Genomic DNA, 4210 nt, shown 5'->3' on the forward strand with positions numbered 1-4210 from the left:
CTCATAGATGGCTCCCTTCAGTCGGATGTTTCGCCCCCCGTCCGGGTCGGCAATGCTGATACTGCTTTTCGTGGTGCGCACCACCTCAAAACCTGACCGTTCCAGCGCCTCAGTGACGTCCTGACGGGTTTTCAGCTCCCCGGACGAAGCAAGGGTCAACAGTCCGCGCGTGATGGCTTCTGCGGCCTCCTGCTTCGTTTTCGGCAGCCCGGACGGCGTGATCAGCGCCCGGCGGTTTTCCGGCGCGTTCGGGTCGTGCAGCCCCAGCCTGCCGTTCACGATGGTCTGCCAGGCATCGATGCGTGGCCGGTCAGCGCGGTCGTAGTACGGCTGGAGCCGCCTGCCGGTCAGCAGCTCTGTATTGGGGATCAGAAAGTTCAGCTCCAGACGCCCCTTGTCTTCGTGCTCCACCCACAGAATGCTGTACTGATCTTTATCAAGTCCGGGCATCAGAACCCGCTCGAAGCTGGCCATCAGTTTTTCCCGCTGTCCGGGAGGCAGATTGGCCTCCGCAAACGACAGGACGCCGGAAGTGTATTTCTTCACGTAAGGCGACGCGTCAATCAGCTCCCGGACTTCTTCCGGCTTCCCCTGCAGGACGCTGGCACCTTCACGCTGCCGGTCTTTACCCAGCAGGTAGTCCACCGGCCCGGCGCCACCGCCGCGGCCGCGTGGATGAAATTTAACGATCATCGTCCGTTCCTTTCTCAAGAACGGCGTGCCGCAGCCGCTCAAGCCCGGCATCGATGGCCATCAGCGCCGCCACAATCTGCACCCTGTCATGGCCGGTGCCGCCGCCGGCGTTAACACGGCGGGCTATCTGGTTCAGGTTATTGCCCATGCCGGCAAGCTGGCGCAGCAGCGCCGGCGAGATTGAGGGGAGCTTTCCGGTGCGCGCAGGCTTTTCGTCCAGGCAGGTCTGCCGCATCCACGCCGCCAGCTGCCTGCCGTCACAGCGCTCAAGCAGCCGCCGGTGCTCGTCCTCCGTCAACCACATGGTGAGCATCTTGTTCCGTTTCTCTGACAAACCGGCCTCCTGATAACGCCGGGACGGGCGGGAAAGCCTTTCCCGGTCGGCGCGGGGTTGGACAAGCCGCAGGCGCGTCAGGCTGTTGGCGGGTTTCGGGGCGCAGCCCTGAACCAGTCACGTAGCGCTAGCGGAGTGTATACTGGCTTACTATGTTGACACGGACGAGGGTGTCAGTGAAGTGCTTCATGTGGCAGGAGGAAAAAGGCGGCACCGGTGCGTCAGCAGAATATGTGATACAGGATATATTCCGCTTCCTCGCTCACTGACTCGCTACGCTCGGTCGTTCGGCTGCGGCGAGCGGTGCGGGCTTACGAATGGGGCGGAAATTTCCTGGTGGATACCAGGAAGAAACTTAGCGGGGAAGCGATAAGGCCGCGGCAAAGCCGTTTTTCCATAGGCTCCGCCCCCCTGACAAGCATCACGAAATCTGACGCTCAAATCAGTGGTGGCGAAACCCGACAGGACTATAAAGATACCAGGCGTTTCCCCCTGGTGGCTCCCTCGTGCGCTCTCCTGTTCCTGCCTTTCGGTTTACCGGTGTCATTCCGCTGTTATGGCCGCGTTTATCTCATTCCACGCCTGACACTCAGTTCCGGGTAGGCAGTTCGCTCCAAGCTGGACTGTATGCACGAACCCCCCGTTCAGTCCGACCGCTGCGCCTTATCCGGTAACTATCGTCTTGAGTCCAACCCGGAAAGACACGACTAAACGCCATTGGCAACGGCCACTGGTAAACAGGATGTGCGAGAGATGTTGTGAGAGTTCTTGAAGTGGTGCCCTTACTACGGCTACACTGGAAGGACAGATTTGGTGACATGTCTCGCACAAGACTGTTACCACGGTTAGAAAATCTGCCAGGATTAACTAACCTTCGAAAAACCACCTGCCAGGGTGGTTTTTTCGTTTACAGGCCAAGAGATTACGACGGTAACGGCAGGATCACAAGAAGATCGTTTGTCTCCCTATCTAAAACCTTGGGAGTCATCCTCTGTTAATATTGAATGAAGCCAAAAACCTTTCAATGTTCTGATTTAAGTTGCTAGATATACTTTCTAATAGAATATGATCTTTAGCTCTCTCAGAATAATCTATAGACCTGTTTAGAACTTCAGGAATCCATATCAAGTTATCAATATCAATTTTCTCACCGCCATCGCGCATGATCTTTGATACAGCAAGAAAATTCATGCAATAAACTCGGTATAGCAAAGCTGTTTGAGCATCATCGCTCAACTTCCCCCCTGCTAGAGAAACCATATTAGAAAATGCTTTTAATATTGATTCTTCATCAGGAGCTCTTGAAATTGATAATCCAAAATCATTTTTAAGATTCTCTTTAGCTTTTTCTAAACCGCTTTTCTTTCGTAAAAAACCAAACATAACCCCCACTCCATTTCAAAAAGAATAAAAACAATATTTACCATAACATCCCAGCCCCGCACTTCTTGTATGCTAACAATCGTTACGCTGCATGAGCGCACGAACGAGATGCATGAGTCTTTCTCGCCCTCCAAAAAGTTAAACAAAAAAAACAAATCAGATTAAGTCATTGTATTTAATACATTAATTAGAATTTACAGCCCTTAGATAATAGAAAAATAAATTAAAAATCAATCACTTAAAAAAATACACAATTAACTTTACTTGTTTAGTTTGTCAGTTATTATAAATGAATATTAATTACTGATATTACTGGTGGTTTTTCATGGCGGTTGTTGTTATCTATCGGGCTAAATGCATGGCTTGTCGGCATGAATGGACTAGTAGGAGTGGGTTTGGAACACCGAACTACTGCCCTAAATGTCGTTCAAAATTAATTAGTTGCAGTGCAATTAAGTAGGTCAAAATGACATCAAAACACAAAGGATTATGTCCTTTTTGTAAAAATGAAGTTATACCTCGTGTAATTCAAGAAAACCATGTACGACGAGATAAGTGCGAATGCCCTGAGTGCAAAGAAGCAATTTACATATGTCGCGCTCCGGGGTGTGAGAATTACGCTAAGGGTGGTCGTTTGTATGACGATGAGTTGTGTCCGTCATGTACATCAGGTATTGGCGGCGGAGTCGGCACATTAGGCATGATCGCCTTGGGTGCAGTCATATCTACGTTTGTTGGTAAAAAAATGGAGTGATGTAAGAATGTCTGGAAACCTCGGTCTGCCTCATACATGCCCATGCTGTAACGTAACAACTGCAAATACAGCAGGACAGCTCTCAGCACTGTTCGGCTTAAGAACTGTACCCTCAGGAGCAACCAACCAGAGTTGGTGTCGAAAATGCCGTTCTGCCGCGCCAAAAAAATGAAAAAGCCGCCTGGATAGGCGGCTTTTTTGCTTCTGCAGATATCATTTAGATTTACCATAACATCTCTTGCCCGCACCGCCCCGGACAGCTTCGCCACGAACGGGGCGGCAGTCAGCCAAAACCAACAACAACCCACCCGGTAAACCACCCCGATCGCGACAGATAAATTTTACCCAACTGCATAGCCATGCAGCTAGGTGAATGACGGCAGGATTCAGCCCAAAAACAGCGTGAAGGCCCCGAAAACCGGCAAATGCTTCTCCAGCCACTCCCACAGTTCTGCCGCCAGATGCAGGCAGTTAAGTACAGCTTCAATAACCTTAAGCAGTTTCATAATTCCCCCTGGTATAGGCAGTGATCTTTGCATCACGACGTATTTAGCGGGGAATTTCGCAGCCCTTCTTCTTGGGGTTTGTCACGAGCCGGCATCTGTCAGCCCAGCGTTGGTCCTTTGTAGGTTTTCTGCGGCTGGCGCTCCAGCTCCAGTGTTTTCTGATACTCATTCTCCCTCTGCCTGAGCTCGATGGCATTCAGTTCCCGGACAAGCGGCGCAGCTGCTCGCTTAAACTCAGCACCTGCGTGCTCAAGTCCGACACGCGCTCGTTCAGCACCGCGTTCTCCCGTTGCATAAGACCACACATGCTCCGCCATTCCGCGAAGGCGCTCTCCCATTCGTCCAGCCTTTGCGAGTAGTCCTGCTGTAGCTGCTCTAATGCGCTCAGCAACTGCTTTTCCAGCTCTGTCATTTTCCGCTACTCCTGTTTCAGGCGGATCCATGTCGTCCCGTCGTAAGGGATGGCTTCGGTTTGCATCCCCGGCGGCAGGATAAGAAACCTCCGGCCGTCGCTGCTCTCCTGATAGCGCACTCCCCACG

General features: G+C 51.7%; 6 protein-coding genes. 1 reads left to right on the forward strand and 5 read right to left on the reverse strand.

What is annotated here, in order from left to right; genetic code table 11:
- Positions 1 to 693: relaxase/mobilization nuclease domain-containing protein (locus tag DD606_RS23905; RefSeq protein ID WP_165295121.1), on the reverse strand; the 693-nt coding region annotated here is incomplete at its 3' end.
- Positions 683 to 1006: a MobC family plasmid mobilization relaxosome protein gene (locus DD606_RS23910; RefSeq protein WP_172751449.1), complete on the reverse strand. Its 324-nt coding sequence runs from the start codon at positions 1004 to 1006 to the stop codon at positions 683 to 685. The genes DD606_RS23910 and DD606_RS23905, both read right to left, overlap by 11 nt.
- Positions 1007 to 1654: 648 nt before the next feature.
- On the opposite strand from DD606_RS23910, the gene DD606_RS26660 reads away from it, so the two are divergent.
- Complete coding sequence (locus tag DD606_RS26660) at positions 1655 to 1738, forward strand: hypothetical protein (RefSeq protein ID WP_058655973.1); 84 nt, start codon at positions 1655 to 1657, stop codon at positions 1736 to 1738.
- 273 nt (positions 1739 to 2011) lie between these two features.
- Here the strand turns inward: DD606_RS26660 and DD606_RS23925 are convergent, their stop codons facing one another.
- From DD606_RS23925 to DD606_RS23930, 3 genes are all read right to left on the reverse strand, one after another.
- On the reverse strand, positions 2012 to 2410 hold the full coding sequence (locus DD606_RS23925; RefSeq protein ID WP_058655972.1) for a hypothetical protein: 399 nt from the start codon (positions 2408 to 2410) through the stop codon (positions 2012 to 2014).
- Positions 2411 to 3025: 615 nt separating this feature from the next.
- Complete coding sequence (locus tag DD606_RS26030) at positions 3026 to 3394, reverse strand: hypothetical protein (protein WP_155738272.1); 369 nt, start codon at positions 3392 to 3394, stop codon at positions 3026 to 3028.
- Positions 3395 to 3866: 472 nt separating this feature from the next.
- Positions 3867 to 4082 carry an MbeD family mobilization/exclusion protein gene (locus tag DD606_RS23930; protein WP_000137422.1) on the reverse strand — a complete coding sequence of 72 codons (216 nt, stop codon included), beginning with the start codon at positions 4080 to 4082 and terminating at the stop codon, positions 3867 to 3869.
- Positions 4083 to 4210 lie beyond the last annotated feature (128 nt).

The sequence above is a fragment of the Enterobacter cloacae complex sp. GF14B genome, from assembly GCF_004136805.1.
In the GTDB taxonomy this organism is placed as follows: domain Bacteria; phylum Pseudomonadota; class Gammaproteobacteria; order Enterobacterales; family Enterobacteriaceae; genus Enterobacter; species Enterobacter hormaechei_C.